The sequence below is a fragment of the Streptomyces lacaronensis genome (genome assembly GCF_047337785.1).
Lineage (GTDB): Bacteria > Actinomycetota > Actinomycetes > Streptomycetales > Streptomycetaceae > Streptomyces > Streptomyces lycopersici.
Map to the genome: position 1 here is coordinate 1,908,608 of NZ_JBLHDK010000003.1, position 16,620 is coordinate 1,925,227.

12 protein-coding genes and 1 pseudogene are annotated in these 16,620 nt (G+C 72.7%); 8 read left to right on the top strand and 5 right to left on the bottom strand.

The annotated features are described in order from the left end of the window. Nucleotides 1–4: 4 nt before the first annotated feature. The 5 genes from ACMTAK_RS08325 to ACMTAK_RS08345 all read left to right on the top strand — a co-directional run bounded on the left by ACMTAK_RS08325 (nucleotide 5) and on the right by ACMTAK_RS08345 (nucleotide 7,548). A complete protein-coding gene (locus tag ACMTAK_RS08325; protein ID WP_413805589.1) occupies nucleotides 5–1,363 on the top strand; it encodes a glutamine synthetase in 1,359 nt (452 codons plus the stop codon). 3 nt (nucleotides 1,364–1,366) lie between these two features. Further along, a complete protein-coding gene (locus tag ACMTAK_RS08330; protein WP_413805590.1) occupies nucleotides 1,367–2,536 on the top strand; it encodes an amidohydrolase family protein in 1,170 nt (389 codons plus the stop codon). Between the two features lie 476 nt (nucleotides 2,537–3,012). Continuing rightward, nucleotides 3,013–3,804 carry an SDR family NAD(P)-dependent oxidoreductase gene (locus ACMTAK_RS08335; RefSeq protein WP_413805591.1) on the top strand — a complete coding sequence of 264 codons (792 nt, stop codon included), beginning with the start codon at nucleotides 3,013–3,015 and terminating at the stop codon, nucleotides 3,802–3,804. Between the two features lie 189 nt (nucleotides 3,805–3,993). Beyond that, a complete protein-coding gene (locus ACMTAK_RS08340; protein WP_413805592.1) occupies nucleotides 3,994–6,399 on the top strand; it encodes a GH92 family glycosyl hydrolase in 2,406 nt (801 codons plus the stop codon). 84 nt (nucleotides 6,400–6,483) lie between these two features. Next, nucleotides 6,484–7,548, top strand: a complete 1,065-nt coding sequence (locus ACMTAK_RS08345) for a zinc-dependent alcohol dehydrogenase family protein (RefSeq protein WP_413805593.1) — start codon at nucleotides 6,484–6,486, stop codon at nucleotides 7,546–7,548. A gap of 21 nt (nucleotides 7,549–7,569) precedes the next feature. Here ACMTAK_RS08345 and ACMTAK_RS08350 read toward each other — a convergent pair whose 3' ends face one another. After that, nucleotides 7,570–9,663, bottom strand: coding sequence for a 3-hydroxybutyrate oligomer hydrolase family protein (locus ACMTAK_RS08350; protein ID WP_413805594.1), 2,094 nt, complete (start codon nucleotides 9,661–9,663; stop codon nucleotides 7,570–7,572). Here ACMTAK_RS08350 and ACMTAK_RS08355 point away from each other — a divergent pair. Further along, the gene (locus ACMTAK_RS08355) at nucleotides 9,662–9,835 is read left to right on the top strand and encodes an MmyB family transcriptional regulator (RefSeq protein ID WP_413805595.1); all 174 of its coding nucleotides are present in this window, start codon (nucleotides 9,662–9,664) and stop codon (nucleotides 9,833–9,835) included. The two genes, ACMTAK_RS08350 and ACMTAK_RS08355, sit on opposite strands and share 2 nt — an antisense overlap. Nucleotides 9,836–10,057: 222 nt before the next feature. On the opposite strand, the gene ACMTAK_RS08360 is transcribed toward ACMTAK_RS08355, so the two are convergent. Continuing rightward, the gene (locus ACMTAK_RS08360) at nucleotides 10,058–10,672 is read right to left on the bottom strand and encodes a TetR/AcrR family transcriptional regulator (protein ID WP_413805596.1); all 615 of its coding nucleotides are present in this window, start codon (nucleotides 10,670–10,672) and stop codon (nucleotides 10,058–10,060) included. Nucleotides 10,673–10,796: 124 nt separating this feature from the next. Between ACMTAK_RS08360 and ACMTAK_RS08365 the strand changes: the two genes are divergently transcribed. Further along, a complete protein-coding gene (locus ACMTAK_RS08365) occupies nucleotides 10,797–12,173 on the top strand; it encodes an FAD-binding oxidoreductase (protein ID WP_413805597.1) in 1,377 nt (458 codons plus the stop codon). A gap of 998 nt (nucleotides 12,174–13,171) precedes the next feature. On the opposite strand, the gene ACMTAK_RS08370 is transcribed toward ACMTAK_RS08365, so the two are convergent. From ACMTAK_RS08370 to ACMTAK_RS08380, 3 genes and pseudogenes are all read right to left on the bottom strand, one after another. After that, nucleotides 13,172–13,564, bottom strand: a complete 393-nt coding sequence (locus ACMTAK_RS08370; RefSeq protein WP_413813275.1) for a hypothetical protein — start codon at nucleotides 13,562–13,564, stop codon at nucleotides 13,172–13,174. A gap of 43 nt (nucleotides 13,565–13,607) precedes the next feature. Further along, nucleotides 13,608–13,964, bottom strand: a pseudogene (locus tag ACMTAK_RS08375) (class I SAM-dependent methyltransferase); the annotation flags it as partial. Nucleotides 13,965–14,181: 217 nt separating this feature from the next. Further along, complete coding sequence (locus ACMTAK_RS08380; protein ID WP_413805598.1) at nucleotides 14,182–15,489, bottom strand: CitMHS family transporter; 1,308 nt, start codon at nucleotides 15,487–15,489, stop codon at nucleotides 14,182–14,184. 144 nt (nucleotides 15,490–15,633) lie between these two features. Between ACMTAK_RS08380 and ACMTAK_RS08385 the strand changes: the two genes are divergently transcribed. Further along, a complete protein-coding gene (locus tag ACMTAK_RS08385; RefSeq protein WP_413805599.1) occupies nucleotides 15,634–16,575 on the top strand; it encodes a LysR family transcriptional regulator in 942 nt (313 codons plus the stop codon). The last annotated feature ends 45 nt before the right edge of the window (nucleotides 16,576–16,620 follow it).

Here is a 16,620-nt window from a genome sequence, read left to right on the forward strand (position 1 = left end):
GCCCATGGGGACCGGGGAACGCGAGCAGGCATACGCACGAGCACGGCAGGAGGCCGAGCGGCTCACCGCGAACGGCATCCAGGCCATCGCGCTGACCTGGGTGGACAACGCGGGCCTGACCCGGGTGAAGTCCGTGCCCACAGCGCGGCTGCCCCATGCCGCGCGGCGCGGGGTCGGGATGTCCCCCGTCTTCGACGTCTATCTCGTGGACGACTCCATGACCACCAGCCGCCATGTCGGCGGCCCGGACGGGGATCTGCGGCTCCTCCCCGACCTGGACCGGCTCACCCCGCTGGCCGCGCAGCCCGGCTGGGCCTGGGCCCCGGTCGACCGGTACGACCAGCGGGGCCGGGCGCACCCCGTCTGCCAGCGGCTGTTCGCCCGGCGGATGGCCGAGCGGGCGCGGGAGCGGGGGCTGACCGTGCGCATGGGGTTCGAGACCGAGTGGGTCGTCACCACGGGCGACCCGGACCAGGACCCGCCGCGGTACCCCACCGCGGGCCCGGCCTACGGCATGGCGCGGGTGGTCGACCTCGCCGACTACCTCGCCGATCTGCTCGGCGCGCTGGACGCGCAGCAGGCCGAGGTGCACCAGCTCCACCCCGAGTACTCCCCCGGGCAGTTCGAGGTGTCCCTGGCGCCCGCCGATCCGGTCGGCGCCGCCGATCTGGCCGTACTGGTGCGGGAGACGATCCGGGCGTGCTCCGGGCGCGCCGGTCTCAACCCGATGTTCGGCCCGGTGGTGGACCCGGGTGGGGTCGGCAACGGGGCCCATCTCCATATGAGCCTGTGGCAGGGCGACCGCAATCTGTGCCGGGACGGCGACGGGCCCAACGGCATGACCGCGACGGCCGAGGCGTTCCTCGCCGGGGTGCTGCGCGAGCTGCCCGCACTGCTCGCCATCGGCGCCCCCACCCCCGCGAGCTACCTCCGGCTCGAACCCTCCCGCTGGGCCGGGGCGTACCAGTGCTGGGGCCTGGAGAACCGGGAGGCCGCGGTGCGCTTCATCACCGGCGCGCCGGACGACCCGGGCGCCTCCAACGCCGAGATCAAGTCCTTCGATCCGGCGGCCAACCCCTATCTGGTGGCGGGCGCGGTCATCGCCGCGGGCCTCGGCGGGATGGACTCCGGGCTCTCGCTGCCCCCTCCCGTCTCCGGGGACCCGGCCGTCGAGGGGCGTGAGCGGCGGCTGCCCACCTCGCTGCTGACGGCGCTGGAGCACTTCGAGGACTCGACCGTGCTGCGTGAGGCGCTGGGCGATCCGCTCTTCGAGTCCATCGCCGCGGTGCGCCGGGCGGAGTCCGCCCTGTTCGAGAAGTCGTCCCCGCGCGAGATCGCCATCGCGACCCGGAGGCGGTACTGACCGATGGAGGCCGCCGAGCAGACGGATCCGACCGAGCCGCCGCTGCCGCCCCTGGTGGACCACCACTGCCATGGGGTGGCCCGCGCCGAGCTGGGCTCGGCCGAATTCGAGGCGTTCCTGACCGAATCCGACGCGCCCGCCGCGCTCGGCACCACCTTCTTCGACAGCCAGCTGGGGTTCGCGGTGCGCCGCTGGTGTCCGCCGCTGCTGGACCTCGAGCCGCACTGCCCGCCCGCCCCCTACCTCGCCCGGCGGCGCGAGCTGGGCGCGCGGGAGGTGAACCGGCGGCTGCTGAGCGCCGCCGGGATCAGCGAGTTCCTGGTGGACACCGGGCTGCCGGGCAATCTGACCACCCCTCAGGAGCTGGCCCTCGCGGCGGGCGGCACCGCCCATGAGATCGTCCGGCTGGAGCAGCTGGCGGAACGGATCGCGGACACCTCGCTGACCGCCGATGACTTCCTGGCGGGGATGGCGGACGGCCTCCGGGAGGCGGCCCGTACGGCGGCCGGTTTCAAGTCGGTGGCCGCCTACCGCTACGGCCTGCACTTCGAGCCCGATCCGCCGGGCCCCGGCGCCGTCCACACCGCCGCCGAACACTGGCTCGCCCGGCGCGCCCAGGGCGGCACCGCCGCCGCCCGGGTCAGCGACCCCGTGCTGCTGCGCCATCTGCTGTGGTCGGCCGCGTACACCGGGCTGCCGCTGCAACTGCACACCGGGTTCGGCGATCCCGATCTGCGGCTGGACCGCTGCGATCCGCTCGCCCTCACCGACTTCATCCGCGCCGTGCGCCCCACGGGCTGCACGCTGATCCTGCTGCACGGCTATCCGTACCACCGCGGCGCCGCCTATCTGGCCGCCGTCTTCCCGCATGTGTACGCCGATGTGGGGCTGGCCCTGTCGCACACCGGGGCGCGGGCCGGGGCCGTACTCGCCGAGATGCTGGAGCTCGCCCCGTTCGGCAAGGTGCTCTTCTCGACCGACGCCTACGGGCTGCCCGAACTGTATGTGGTGGGGGCGCGGCTCTTCCGGGAGGCGCTGACCGGGCTGCTGACCCACTGGGTGGCGGAGGGCGCCTGGTCGCGCCGCGACGCCCGCCGGGTGGCCGCACTGCTGGGCGCGGACAACGCCCGCCGCGTCTACGGCCTGGGCACCCCGGCCCCCCGCAAGGGATAGCCGACCCAGCCCTCACACCCCACCACAACGGCCCGCCCGGCCTTGCCCCCGAGCACAACGGGACACCGCCCTTCGCGGGTGCGGGGTCAGACGCCCATTCGCCCGGCCCCGCCCCGCGTCCAGACCGCGACGCGCCCAAAGGCCCCGCCCCCGCCCGGCGGCCGACCGGGCGCGCACCCGTACGCGCCCGAAGGCAGGGCCCAGAACGCGGCAGCCAACGCGAGCGACGCGTGGCACTCCGTCACCTGGCACATTACGGGGCCAGAGCCCCGGCTCCGCCGCCTCACCAGCACACTTCCGGCAACCGACCGGGCGCCGGCGCGCACGTCCGGGGCTAGCGGCCGACGCGAGACGCGGGGGACGCCCGGTCCCGGGGCGCCGCGCGCGTACGTGGCGGACCGGGGCCTATGCCGAGCGCTGAGCGCATACGCAGTACCGTGCCCGGAACGTACTCGACCGTAACCGGAGGAGATCGCATGCGGATCGCCGGCACCACCGTCCTGCTCACCGGGGCCACCGGCGGCATCGGCCAGACACTGGCCCGCGCGTTCGCGGCCAAGGGCGCCAAGCTGCTGCTCACCGGGCGCCGTGAGGAGGTGCTGCGGCCGCTGGCCGAGCGGCTGGGCGGCCGGGCGATCGTCGCCGATCTGGCCGAACGGTCCGATGTGGAGCGGCTCGTCGAGGAGGCGGCGGAGGCCCGGATCGTCATCGCCAACGCCGCGCTGCCCTCCAGCGGCCCGGTCCTGGACTACCGGCCCGAGGAGCTGGACCGCGCCCTCGACGTCAATCTGCGCGCGCCGATCCTGCTGTCGCGGCTGATGGCGCCGCGCATGGTGGAGGCGGGCTCCGGCCATCTGGTGATGATCGGCTCGCTGTCGGGCCGTACGGCCTCCCCCGGCGCGGCGCTCTACAACGCGGCCAAGTTCGGGCTGCGCGGCTTCACCCTCGGGCTGCGGCAGGATCTGCACGGCACGGGGGTCGGGGTCTCGCTGGTGCAGCCCGGATTCGTGGGCGACGCCGGGATGTTCGCCGACGCGGGCACGTCCCTGCCCACCGGGGTCCGTACGATCTCCTCCCGGCGGGTGGCGGCCGCGACGATCCGGGCGATCGAGCGGAACCGTGCCGAGGTGAACGTGGCCCCGCTGGAGCTGCGCCTGGGCAGCGCCATCGGCGGGCTGTTCCCGAGCATCGCCGAGCGGGCCCAGCGGGGCGCGGGCGCGGGCGAGACGTCCCGTCAGCTCGCCGACGGGCAGCGCGACAAGCGATAGCTCGCCGGCGGGCAGCGCGACAAGCGACAGCGCCCCGCGCGCGCCCGCACGCCACGGCCCTGTGCGCGGGCGGTGTCCTTGGCCGGTCCGTCAATGACCCGCCCGCGCACGGGTCATTGACACCGCCCACCCCTCGTGTCAAAGTTTCGCGACCCTGGTCGACAACGTTGTCAGACGGAGGTGCGTCCCATGCGGTCGCTGATCGGTGGAATCCGTGCGCGCGCTGCGGGCACGGTCGCGGGCGTGATGGCGGCGGCGCTGCTGGGCGGCGGTCTGCTGGGCCCACCGGGCGCCGCGGCCGCCCCCTCGGCCGCGTCCCCTCCGGCCGACCCCACCTCGCTGGTCCATCCGTTCGTGGGCACCGAGAACTTCGGCAACACCTTCCCCGGGGCGAGCGCACCGTTCGGCATGGTCCAGGTCAGCCCGGACACCGGCGGCCAGGGCGGCTACGACTACGACCAGAACACCATCCACGGCTTCAGCCAGACCCATCTGTCGGGGGTCGGCTGCGGGGTGGCGGGCGAGCTGCCCATCATGCCCACGACCGGCGCGGTCAGCGACGTCGACCCGGACCACTACCGCTCCACCTACAGCCATGACGACGAGGAGGCCACCCCGGGCTACTACCGGGTGGGCCTGAAGTCCTACGGCGTCGACGCGGAGCTGACCGCCACTCAGCGCACCGGCTGGCAGCGCTACACCTTCCCGGCCACCGGCGCGGCCAATGTGCTGTTCAACACCGGCAAGGCCAATCAGAAGGTCTTCGGCTCCGAGGTCCGCGTGGTCGGTGACCGGACCGTCGAGGGCCGGGTGGAGGCCGGGAACTTCTGCGCCGGGAAGGACCGGCACACCGTCTACTTCACCGCCACCTTCGACCGCCCCTTCGCCTCCTACGGCACCTGGCGCGGCACCACCCCCTCCCCCGGCTCCCGCGAGGCGGCCGGCGAGGGCGGCAACGGCGCCTGGGCCACCTTCGACGCGACCCAGGACCGGGATGTCGTGGTCAAGGTCGGGCTGTCGTACACCGGCCCCGAGGGCGCCCGCAAGAACCTCACGGCCGAGACCGGCGACTCCTACGACTTCGACGCCACCCGCGCCGCGCTCCACGACACCTGGCGGAAGAAGCTCGACGCGATCCGGGTCGGCGGCGGCACCGAGGAGCGGCGGCGCGCCTTCTACACCGCGCTGTACCACTCCCAGCTGCACCCCAATGTGGCGGGCGACGTGGACGGCCGCTACACGGGCTTCGACGGCGCGACCCACACCGCCTCCGGCTACACCCCGTACCAGAACTTCTCGCTGTGGGACACCTACCGGCCGCAGAACCAGCTGCTGGAGATGGTGGAACCGGGGGTGGCCCGCGATGTCGCGCTGTCGGTGGTCGCCATCGGCCGGGACGGCGGCTGGCTGCCGCGCTGGGCGCTGGCCAACAGCGAGACCAACATCATGACCGGTGACCCGGTGACCCCCTTCCTCGTCGAGGCGTGGTCCAAGGGGCTGCTGGCCGGGCACGAGGACGAGGCGTACGCGCTGCTGAAGAAGAACGCCACCAGCACCCCGCCCGCCGACTCGCCCTACAACGGCCGCTCCGGAGTGGACTATTACCGCGAGCTGGGCTACGTCCCCTCGGGGCTGAAGCTCGGCACCGACTGCGCCGACAAGGGCGGCGACAACGACTGTGTCCACCCCGCCTCGGCCACCCTGGAGTACTCGGCCGCGGACGCCGCGCTCGCCCTGATGGCGCGCGGGCTCGGACACCGCGCCGACGCCCGGATGTTCGCCGAGCGCGGCCAGACCTACCGCACGCTGTGGGACGCCTCGATCGGGCAGTTCCGGCCGCGCACGGCCGACGGCGCGTGGGTGACCCCGTACGACCCGGTGGAGGCGGGCCGGCAGTTCCACGAGGGCGGCGCCTACCAGTACCAGTGGCTGGTGCCGCAGGACCCGGCCGGGCTCGTGGGGCTGATGGGCGGCAGGAGCGCCACCGAGAAACGGCTGGACGACTTCTTCGCCTACGGCAAGCTGCTCACCGACCCGGCGGGCACCGCCCGTAAGGACTGGATCTCCGCCCCGTACGACTACTACGGCAAGCCCACCTACAACCCCAACAACGAGCCCGATCTGCACGCTCCATACATGTATCTGTGGGCGGGCGCGCCCGCGAAGGCGGCGACCGTGGTGCGGGCGGCGATGACCCTGTTCACCACCGGGCCGGACGGGATGACCGGCAATGACGACCTCGGCACCATGTCGGCCTGGTACGTCTTCTCCTCGCTGGGCCTGTACCCGACGATGAGCGGCGGGGACTTCCTCGCCCTGTCCAGCCCGCAGTTCTCCTCGGCCGTGGTCCGCATCGGGACTTACGGCACCCGGCAGGGCGGCACGCTCACGGTCACCGCGCCGGGCGCGAGCGACGCCAAGCGGTATGTCCGGAGTGTGTCGCTGAACGGCCGGAACGTGGCGCGGACTTGGCTGGACTGGGACCAAGTGGCCCACGGCGGGAAACTGGCCCATCGGCTGTCCACCGAGCCGTCGTCCTGGGGCACCGGCCGGGGCGCGGAACCGCCGTCGGTGGGCGCCACCCGCAAGGGCTGATACCGGCCGGTTGTGGTGTAGGTTCTATGGCCCGCCTGGACACACGGGCCATGGGGGATGTGGTCGAGCGAGGGAGCGGTGTCCATGCGTGCTGTGGTGTTCGACGACTTCGGGCGCCGGCCCGAGGTCCGGAGCGTCGAGGACCCCGCTCCCTCCCCGCGCGGCGCGGTGATCCGCGTCGAGGCCACCGGACTGTGCCGCAGCGACTGGCACGGCTGGATGGGGCACGACCCGGACATCCGGCTGCCGCATGTCCCCGGCCATGAGCTGGCGGGGGTGATAGAGGAGGTCGGCCCCGACGTCCTCAACTGGCGCCCGGGGCAGCGGGTCACCGTGCCGTTCGTATGCGCCTGCGGGCGCTGTGCCGCCTGTGCGGAAGGCGCCCAGCAGGTGTGCGAGCGGCAGACGCAGCCGGGGTTCACCCACTGGGGCTCGTTCGCCGAGTACGTGGGGATCGGACACGCCGATGTGAACCTGGTCGGGATACGCAACGAGCTGTCGTTCACCACCGCCGCCGGTCTGGGCTGCCGCTTCGCGACCGCCTTCCGCGCCGTCGTCGCCCAGGGCCGGGTGGCCCCGGGCGAGTGGGTCGCGGTGCACGGCTGCGGTGGGGTGGGGCTCTCCGCGGTGATGATCGCCGCCGCGGCCGGGGCCCGGGTGGTCGCGGTGGACATCTCACCGCAGGCGCTCGCCCTCGCCGCCCGGTTCGGCGCGGCGGTGTGTGTGGACGTGGCGTCCACCCTGGGCTCGGTGGCGGAGGCGGTCGCGGACGCGACGGGCGGCGGCGCCCATGTCTCGCTCGACGCGCTGGGCTCCCCGCGGACCTGCGCGGCGTCCATCAAGAGCCTGCGCCGCCACGGCCGCCATGTCCAGGTCGGGCTGCTGCCCCCGGCCGCCGGGACCCCGATGATCCCGATGGACCGGGTCATCGCGCTGGAGCTGCGGCTGCTGGGCAGCCATGGCATGGCCGCCCACGACTACGGTCCGATGATGGAGATGGTCGAGGCCGGTTCGCTGCGGCCGGATCTGCTGGTCACCGATGTGATCGGGCTGGACGCGGCCCCGGAGGCGCTGTCCACGATGGCGTCCGGCGGCAGGGGCGGGGTCACGGTCGTCGAACCGCACCGCCCGCCCCTGGCGGGGAGCTGACGGGCCGCCCTGGCGCGGTTCCTACGGCACCCACACCGTTCCGCCCGTCACCCGGATCCGGTCCCCCGCCGCCGGATCGGAGGCGATGTGCGGGACGTTGGCCTGGGTCAGCTCGGGGGCGTGCCCCGGCTCACCGCCGCGCGGCACCGTGCGCACCACCTGGCTGGGCGGCAGTTCGGCCCGCCCCTGGAGCCGCTCCCACATCAGGTCCAGGGCCTGCTGGTAGTAGTAGCCGAGCGGGACGTAGCGGTTGTCGAACCCGGCGGCCTGGGAGTCGCTGTGGTGGGCGTGGGTGATCTCGGCGTAGCTGACGGTGCCCGGCCCGTGGTCCGCGCGCGAGGTGAGCCCCAGATACGGCCGCGAGCTGTGGTTGACCGGCACCCTGGTGTCGTCGCGGCCCTGCACGATGAGCGTCGGCCTGCCGTGCAGATCGCCGTCGCGCCGGGTCGCGTCCAGGCCCTCGGCGAGCCGTGCCGCCCAGTCCCGCTCGGCGCGCGGCGCACCGGGCCGGGGGAAGGCGAGCCGGTAGACGCAACGCTCTCCCCGCAGGTTGTAGTCGTGCTCACCGCCGGGTCCGACGGAGCGGGCGTCGGCCACGGGTCCGCCGGGCGAGTTCTCGTCGATCAGCACGCCCGGGGCGGGCGCCCGGCCGGAGCTGGTGCCGAAGGCCCCGGCCAGCTCCGCCGTGCGGTACGGCGCGGGGGAACCGGAGGAGTCGGTACGGGCCCAGCCGTAGCCGCACAGCCCGTCGGCGACCGAGGCGCGGGCGAGGCTCATCGCGTAGGAGGCGGGCGTCTGCGGGTCGTAGTGCGAGACCTGGAGATACCCGGACTGGGGCTGGAATCCGGCGCGTACCAGGGCCTCCTGGGCGAGGCGCGGGAGTCCGTCGGGGCCCGCTCGCTCGGCGTCCCGGCGCGGGATCAGCCGGGGGTCGTCGCCGACGAGGGCGGCGCAGCGGCGGCGGGCGGCGGGCACGTCCAGGCCCGGATAGCCGGGCGCGGTGGGCTCGGTGAGCGCGGCGCACGGCTGGAGGAGTGAGGCCAGCGCGTTGTACCGGATCAGGGGCAGTCCGGCCGCGGGTACGGCCCGCCCGCCCTGGCGGACCCGGATTCCGTCCAGTGGGGCGAGGTTCATCTGCGGTTCGGAGGCCACGACCGCGTCGACGAGCCCGGTGCGGTCGGCCTCGCCCGCGGCGACGGCCGCGCCGCCGCCGTTGGAGACCCCGGTGGCCAGGACCGTGGTGGAGGCGGGGGTGTAACCCGCCGGGGGCGCTCCGTCGCGCCAGTCGCGGTTCAGCACGGCGAGGGCGAGCCGTATCGAGCGCAGCACATCGCGCCCCCAGGTGGCCTGCGGGTTCATCCCCGAATGGGCCATCTTGTAGGCGACGCGGTACGGGTGCTCCGCGTCGAAGCGGGCGCGCTCGGCGTCGCTCAGCCCGGCGTCGAAGGCGGTGCGGCCGCGCAGTTCCGCGCGCGGACCGGTCGTTCCGTCGTAGCCCATGACGGTGCCCGAGTGCAGATCGTCGAAGGCCGGGCCCATCCCCTTGTCGGTGTAGGCGACCGCGCAGCGGTGGTGCAGACCCCAGGCCCCGGCGGTGCCGACCATGCTGTAGACGCCGCCGAGCCCGGTGGCGGGCGCGGCGACGACGCACGGCCGGGCGCGGTCGATGTCGTCCGGGACCTGCACGACGAAGCTGACGCTGCGGGCGCCGCTGCCCGCCACGGCCCGGTATTCAACCCCCGCGACCTTCCCGTCGCCGGGCACGGGGCGGCCCCGGTCCACATCGGGTCCGTAGAGCCGCCCGAGGCCGCCGCCGGATCCGGCGGACAGCCCGGCCGAACCCCAGACGGCCTGGCGGCGCAGCTCGGCGGCGGTGGGCCGATCGGGGTCGGCGGCCCGCGGCATGGGCCCGCGCAGCCCGGTGAAGCCGAGTCCGGCGGTGAGCAGATCGTCGCTCCGCCCGTCGTACCGCCGCTCGGTCAGCTCGCTGATGAACGAGGGAAGCGCCGGGCGGGCGGACGGGGTGCGGTCGGCGGCGTGGGCGAGCGGGGAGACGAGGGCCGCGGTGAGGGCGAGGGCCAGGGACAGGGCGGGCAGGCGGCCGGCGGATGGCATGGGCGGTCCTACCTTTCAAGGCATGGGTCTGACCTGGTCATTCGTACGTCTTTGGGCCCGGCACGATGTCGGGAGCCGCACCCATGGCAGGGTGACGATCGCCCACCCACGGGCCGGTACCCTCACGCTCGATCTCGAACGGTTTCCCGTGCCCTCCGCACCGGGACAGTAGCTGGTGGTCTACTCCGCAGAGGCGGGCAGCCGGTCGCACGAGGCACTGCATCTGCTCGCGGAATCAGCCGACTGACAAGTTGCCATTTCGATTGCACTGGTGTGGAGGCCGACGGGGGTGATCGGGGCGATCACCCTGGACACGACCAATCCGGCTGCCTGACCGGATGGTCTACGACGGCGGGCCAACCGCGTCGTCGGTGCGCGACCGGTACCTGTGGTCTCAGGGTTCCGCGCGCAGGGCCGCACCGGCTTGTCGGGTGAGCCAGTGTTCGGCTTGGTCGAAGGTCCAGCCGCTGTCGTCGACCAACGTGAAGAAGCCCGCGTAGCCGAAGTAGAACCACAGCACGTCGGTCGCCTGCTCCACCGTGCAGTCGGGGTGCAGGCCGCCGACCTCGTCCACCCGCCTGGCGAGGGCGGCGACTGCCTCCCGGTACCGCCCGGTCGCGACGCGCAGACCCTCGGCGACCGCGGCGTGGTGCGGGGCGGTGACCAGCACCACCCGCATGATGTCCCCGTACTCCTCGCGCATGCTCCGCACGGTGGCGGCCGCGTTCCGCAGAATCTCGTCCGCGTCTGTGAGTTCCGCCCAGCGGCGGCGTGTCTCCTCGACGATCGGGGCCTGGCTCCACAGGTCGACGAGCGTGCTGATCAACCCCTGCTTGCCGCCGCCGACCGCGTAGACGGTCGCGGGCGCGACCCTGGCGGTTTTGGCGATGTCCTCGACGGTGGTTGCGAAGTATCCCTGCTGGGCGAACAGTTGGCGGGCGGCGTCGACGATGGCGGCACGGGTGGCTTCCGCGTACTCGGCTCGGCGGCTCGTGGGCGATGACGTCATGGCCTGGTGAGCATAGCGGTTAAGCCGAGTTCAGAGCGTTCAGTTGTTCATCAGAGATTGACTCTGATGAACAGAGCCATATTCTGAACGCATCAACTACCCATCTCCGAGGCAAAGGCAGCTCGTGACCACATCGACGGACAAACGGATCGACCGCCTGGTCGACACCCTTCGCCGCACGATCGACGACGGCCAGGTCGTCACCTCCGGGTCCGCCTACGACGCCGGCGTGAACGTGTGGAACGGCGCGGTCGCACACCGCCCCGACGTGGTCGTCCGCTGCGCCACCCCCGCCGACGCCCGGGCGGCAGTCCTGGCCGCCCGGGAGCACGGCGTCCCGCTCTCGGTGCGCGGCGGCGGACATGACTGGGCCGGCCGGGCGCTGACCGACGGCGGCCTGACCATTGACCTGTCCGGCATGCGCGCAGTGCGGGTGGACCCGCACACAGCGGTGGCCGAGGTGGCCGGAGGAGCGACCGGCGCCGACCTCGCCCGCGCTGCCCAGCTCTTCGACCTGACCGCGGCGACCGGCACCGTCGGCACCGTCGGCATGGCGGGCCTGAGCCTCGGCGGCGGCTACGGGCCGTTGAGCGGCCGGTTCGGGCTCGCGCTGGACAACGTGCTGTCCGCGGACGTGGTGCTCGCCGACGGCTCACTGGTCACGGCCGACGCCGAGCGGGAGCCGGAGTTGCTGTGGGCGCTGCGCGGCGGCGGGGGCAATTTCGGCCTGGTCACCGCGATGCGCGTCCAGCTCCACCGGACGCCGACGCTCCTGTCCGGCCAAATCCTGTTCCCCTGGGCGCAGGCGTCCGCGGTGCTGGCCCGGCTGGCGGAGTTCGTGCCCGAAGGGCCCGACGAGCTGACCGTGCAGTGCGGCGTCCTCGCCGGCCCGGACGGAGCGCCCGCCGTGTTCGTCATGCCGACGTGGAGCGGCGACGACGCCCCGGCCGGCGAGGAAACGCTGGCGCGGCTCACCGCCCTTGGTGAGCCTCTGGTCGCTCAACTCGGCCCCACCACCGGTCACGACATGCTGGCGAGCACCGACGCGATGTTCCCGTACGGCAAGCACGTCGAGATCCGCACGCGGACCGTCCCCGCGCTCACTTCCGCTGTGCGGGCAGCCCTCCTCGACGCAGGTGACACTCTGACTTCGCCGCTGTCCGCCGTCTCCCTGCACAGTCTGCACGGCATCGCGTCCCGGATACCCGCGACGTACACGGCATTCGGAAACCGCACCCCCCACCTCATGGTGGAGACCATCGCCCGCTGGGAACCGGGCGACCCCCGGGAGCCGGAACACCGCGCATGGGCACGTGACGTGTCCGCAGTGCTGGAATCCGAGGCGATGCCGGGCGGTTACCCCAACCTGCTAGGGCCCGACGAGACGCAGCAGATCGCACACGCTTACGGACCGAACACCGAACGGCTGCTCGCGGCGAAGCACCGATTCGACCCTCATGGGGTGTTCCGCGCCATTCCCCTGCCGACCCCGTCCGTCTGAGGTCCGCGTCTTGTCCTTGCCGACCATCGCTTCGGGCTCCGCGATAACCGGTTGTGAGCCTGCCTCTGGAACCCAGCGGCTCCGACACCGGCGACGGAGCACCACGTGGAGGGGACGGGCAGACCGTGAACAGCACTGGAGCGAAGGCCGACGGGTCGCGCGGTGCGTTCCCCCTGGACTCAGCTCGGGCGCCGGGCCACGCACCTTCGACGCCTTACGGCACGTATGACGGACGCAGGTCGGCGATGTCTTCCCACTGCCGACCTTCAGTCCGGCCACGATCGGTGACCTCCGGGTCAAAGGCCGCGCCGCCAAGGTGCACGACGCGGCCATCGTGCTGATCTCCTTCAAGATCTTCGTCGTTCTCGAAGGATCAGCCGGTGGCCGTCTTTCTATCCGGGCCCTCACCCCGACGCCGAGGAAAACCCCCGGATCAGGCGGAACCCGGTACACCACCTCCAAGGACGCAACCTTTCGTCCTCGCCAAGCGCGAGGACGGTGGCCAGCGGGCCTGCCGGACACTATGGAGGTGTACCGGTCGGCATGTCTGGTGGCGCTGGGGGTCGACCAACCGGATGAGCGTTGGGAGGCCTGCCCGGTGCCGGAGCTGTTCCGCTGACATCCAAGGCTGACATCAATGCCCCCGGACAGCGGAGAATCACAGGAGCCACGGGTGACACCGGTGCACGAGGCGGGACCCGATCAGGCCGAGGAGAGATCGAACGCCTCGAGCGGGTGTCGCATGTTCGAACCCTGCCGGAGGCACCAGCCAAAACGCCCCGGCCCGATCACGGTCCCGGGCGTTCGACTTCCACTTCTTGCCATCGAGGGCTGTCACTGGTGGGAGTGGCGCAAACCATGGTGATGTCACCACCGGACATGCCGTTTTCCGCCGTGTCGTGTTCCGGACGAGGGTCCAGCCCGCCCCAACTGAGCACGTCCATGAACCGGTCGCGGAAACCCAGGATCATCGAGCCGTCGCGGGCGAAGTGTCGAGCTCAGGGAACGCGGGCCCAGGCGGCGGCCAGTTCGGGGCTCCAGCACATCGCACCTGCCTCCTTGAGCTCACGGGCTATCCGCTCGGCCACCGTATCGATGTCCACCTCGGCTTCGGTGACCTGGCCGTGCGCCAGCACCGCGGGGAGGAGGCTACGGACACAGCGCTCCATGTACTCCGGCATGACCGATTCGGCGGAGCCCGCCGACCCGGTGGTGGCCGCGCCCTCTACGGACAGGCCGGCATCACGCAGGATCGACGCGGTCTGCTCGCCGAGGTCCGGCGTGAGACCGGCAGCGCGCAGCGCATCGATCACCCAGCCCATGCTCCTGGTGACCACCGGGGTCGGCGGCACGGAGCGGGTGCGGGTGAGATTGCACTCCTGGAAGGACACCACGCCACCCGTGCGGACCAGTCGGGACAGAGCGTCGTATGGTCGCGGCCGGCTTCTCGAGGTGGAGCAGGATCAGCCTGCCGACCACCGCGTCGACCTGCTCGTCCAGCCGCAGGTCGGTCAGGTCCGCCTCGAGGTACGACACGTTGGTCAGGCCGGCGTCGGTGGCGCGGGCGCGGGCCGACTCCAGGATGGTCGGGTTCATGTCGACGCCGATCACCGCGCCGTCCGGCCCGACCGACTCGGCGAGCAGCATGCTCACGTCGCCCGTGCCGCAGCCGACGTCCAACACCCGCATGCCCGAGGTGATCCCAGCCAGGCGGAACAGGTACGCGCTGTGCGGAGCGAGGATATGCGCCTGAAGCTGGAGCCGCTCGGTCTCGGCGGACGTACGGCCCATCACATAGCCGTCGGTCGTGTCCCCACCCGTCCTGCCGCGGTGACAACCCCGTAGGAACGACCTGAGCGGTTGGAGCCGCAGGACAACAAAGTCAACGGGGCGGCCGGCCCTGTGCCGTGAGCTGGCGTCAGCATCGATGACGCGCGTGGCACACGACGGTTGCCGAGAAGGGTAGACATTGCACAACCTCCGTGAGGCATTGGCGGTTCCTTCCGGGTCAGAGCGGCAGGGCGCCCGTCGCGAGGGCGGCGGCGGTCATCACGAGCGTCGTCCCGAAGGCCCAGCGGAAGAGGAAGCGCTGGTGCTCCCCGAGCTGTACGCCGCTCATGCTCAGCAGGATGAAGGTCGCGGCGGTGAGCGGGCTCAGCGGGAAGCCCGTGGTCATCTGGCCGAGGACGGCGGCGCGGGCGATCTCGGCGTGGTCGGTGCCGAAGGCGTCGGCGGTCCCGGCGAGCACCGGCAGCACCCCGAAGTAGTAGGCGTCCGGGGTGAGGACGAGGCTCAGCGGCATGCTGGTGACGGCCACGAGCACGGGCAGATGTCCGCCGAGCCCGTCGGGGATGATGTCGACCAGCGCCTCGGCCATCTTCCCGATCATCCCGGTGCCGCCGAGGATGCCGGTGAACACCCCGGCCGCGAAGATCATGGTGACGACGAGCACCACGCTCTTGCCGTGCTTCTCCAGCAACTCCTGCTGGTCCTCCCAGCGGGGGTGGTTGACCAGCAGCGCGAGGACGAAGGCGAAGACGAAGAGCACGGGCAGCGGCATGGCCTCCAGCACCAGGCAGACCAGCAGGGCCACGGTGAGCAGCAGATTGAAGACGGTGAGCGCGACACCGGGGCGGGCGGCGACCCGGGGTGTGCCGGGGCCGTCCCCGACCGCCACCTCGGCCCGCGGCGCGGGCTCGAGCGCGCCGAGCCGCCGCCGCTCTCGGCGTCCGATGAGATAGGCGGCGAGCAGCACCCAGGCGATACCGGCGGCGAGGGCGGGCAGCAGCGGTGTGATGATGTCGGAGGTGTCGATCTTCAGGGCCGCCGCGGCGCGGGCCGTCGGCCCGCCCCACGGGATCATGTTCATCACGCCCGCGCCCAGGCCGACCACCCCGGCGAGCACCAGCCGGCTCATCCCCAGCCGCTGATAGACGGGGAGCAGCGCGGAGACGGTGATGAGGAAGGTGGAGGCGCCGTCGCCGTCGAGCGCGACGCACACGGTCAGCACGGCGGTGCCGACCGTGATCCGCACCGGGTCGTTCTTGGCGGCGCGCAGAATGCCGCGGATCAGCGGTTCGAAGAGGCCCGCGTCGATCATCAGGCTGAAGTAGAGCACCGCGAAGGCGATCATGATGCCGGTCGGGGCGACCTTGGACAGCCCGTCGAGGGCCATCGGGCCCAAGTCGTCGCCGTATCCGCCGATGACCGCGGTGGCCACGGGCGTGAGGACGAGGGCCACCAGCACCGAGACCCGTTTGGTCATGGTGAGCAGCAGGAAGCCGCCGATCGTGCAGAATCCCAGTGCTGCCAGCATGGCCGCTCGCTTCCTCGTCCGGTCGGGTGTTGCCGAAGAGTTTCCGAGCGGTGAAAGATCCGCGTCCAGCATTGAACACAGATCTATCCATGCGTTTCGCGCAACAGTTCCCCTGCCCGGCCGCCGCGCCTACGCTCACGGACCATGGACGTCACCCTGCGCCAGCTGACCGCGTACGCCGCGGTCGCGCGCGCCGTGAGCTTCACCGCGGCCGCCGCCGAACTGCATGTGTCCCAGTCGTCGCTGAGCCGTGCGGTCGCCGATCTGGAACGGACGCTGGGGATGCGGCTGCTGGAGCGGGACACCCGCAATGTGCGGCTCACCCCGGCGGGCGCCGAGGCGCTGCGCATCGCCGACCAGATCCTCTCCGCACACCGGGCGGGCCTGGCCCAGCTGGGGCGCTACGGCGCCGGTGAGCGCGGTGCGGTGGCCCTGGCGACCCTGCCCTCGGTCGCGGCCGTGCTGCTGCCGCCGGTGATCTCCGCCTTCCGCGCACGGCGCCCGGAGATGACCGTACGGCTGCTGGACGGGCTGGAGCGCTCGGTGCTGGACCGGGTGATCGACGGGGACGCCGACTTCGCGGTCAGCACGGTGGCCCGGCGCGCCCCGGGCATCACGCTGCGGCCGCTGGTGCGGGACCGCTTCGACGCGGTGCTCCCGGAGCACCATCCGCTGGCCGGGCGGGCGGAGGTGACCTGGGAGGAGCTGGGGCGGGAGCCGTTCCTCGCGGTGGGCACCGACTCCAGCGTGCGCCGGATGACCGACGCGGCCTTCGCCCAGGCCGGGATGGAGGCGAACCCGGCGGCCGAGGCGTCGAACGTGGCCACGGTGGGCGGTCTCGTGGCGGCCGGGCTCGGCGTCTCCGCGCTGCCCGCCCTGGTCCATCCGCTGGTGGGGCCGGGTCGGCTGGTGCGGCGCCCGCTGGTGGGGCCGGTGGTGGAGCGCCGGCTGTACGTCGTCCTGCCGACGCGCCGCACGCTTCCGCCGGGGGCGCGCCGCTTCCTGGAGCAGCTGGAGGAGTTCCGCTCCGCGGCGGATGCCTTGCCGGCGGGGGTGGTGTGGGAGGAGGCGGGCGAGGACCGGTGAAACCCGGGGGCGCACCGCTGGGCGGCGATCCTTGCGAGATCCGCA